The organism is Streptomyces durbertensis (assembly GCF_014156695.1).
Classification (GTDB): domain Bacteria; phylum Actinomycetota; class Actinomycetes; order Streptomycetales; family Streptomycetaceae; genus Streptomyces; species Streptomyces durbertensis.
On sequence record NZ_WMLF01000797.1, the window covers coordinates 1 to 1,185 of the forward strand.

Here is a 1,185-nt window from a genome sequence, read left to right on the forward strand (position 1 = left end):
GTGCCCGCTGGCGGTGCCGCAGCTCCAGTGCCGCGATCGGCATGCCGGTGGTGTTGGTGGCGAAGCAGGTCAGCCGCAGTCCGTCGGCGTCGGTGATCCGCAACTGGGCGCCGGGATGGGGCCGTTCCTTCCGCACGATCAGCCGCATTCCCTTCGGCCAGCCCTTGAGGCAGTCGCCGGACAGTTCGGCGACCCAGGCGCCGTCCCGGATCTCGCCGCCGGGCTCGACCGCTGCCGTCCAGGCCGTGGCGGGAACCTTGAGGACGGCCTGGTGGATCTGCTCGGTGATGGTCATGCCGACCGAGTACGACAGCCACCGGCCGCGCTGGGCGAGCCAGGCGACGAACTCGTGGGTGCCGCCGCCGGAGTCGGTACGGATCAGCGTCCGGCGTCCGCGCCGGTACTTCTTCGGCAGTTGCGCCAGGACGAGTCGGGTCGTGGTGATGTGGTCGGCGGCGGTGTTGCTGCCAGCGTTTCCCGGCCTGAGCAGGCCGGCCACCGGCTCACCGCTCCCGCCGCTTCCGTGATCGACGAAAGCCATCAGGGGATGGTGTCCGAAGGTCTTCTTCCAGGTCGCGGTGGCGTCCTGCTTCTCCGAGTGGGCCAGCACGAGCACCCCGTCCAGGTCCACGATCACCTGCCCCGCGGCATCCGGAGCCGCAGTGCCGGCCAGCTTCCAGACGTACTCACGCGCTTCGGCCCGAGCGGCCCTGATCGCGGCCAGGGCCTTCGGCCCGGCTGCGGCGAGGGAGTCGACGAGCCGGGAGACCGTGGGGTCGGAGGCCACCGGCCCGAACACGCCGGGCTCGGCCCGCAGAGTCCCGACATCCGCGAGGCAGTCCCCGCCCAGCGCGACCGAGAGGGCCACGTCCAGCAGGATCTTCCCCGGATCGTGCACCGCCCGCGGCCGTCGCCAGGGCGCAAGCGCCGCCGATACCGCCTGGTCCAGCCCGGTCTTGCGGACCGTCTCGACCAGCAGCACGGCCCCGGCCTGGGACACCACCCCACGGCCACCGCCCTCGATGCGGACACGCGGATAGGACCCGATACGCTTCTTCACCTGGGAAGTGCCTCCGACGGTGGCAGAAACAAGGACCTCGACAATCCTCATTCTTGCTGGTCAGAGGCACTTCTCGCTTACCTGACCACCCGTCGGACAGACCGCTTCATGAAAGCGCGAGGCTA

General features: G+C 70.4%; 1 protein-coding gene. It reads right to left on the reverse strand.

The window, feature by feature from the left end:
- A partial coding sequence (locus GL263_RS26885; protein WP_182858332.1) for an IS1380 family transposase occupies positions 1-1,060 on the reverse strand: 1,060 nt, incomplete at its 3' end.
- Positions 1,061-1,185: the final 125 nt, after the last annotated feature.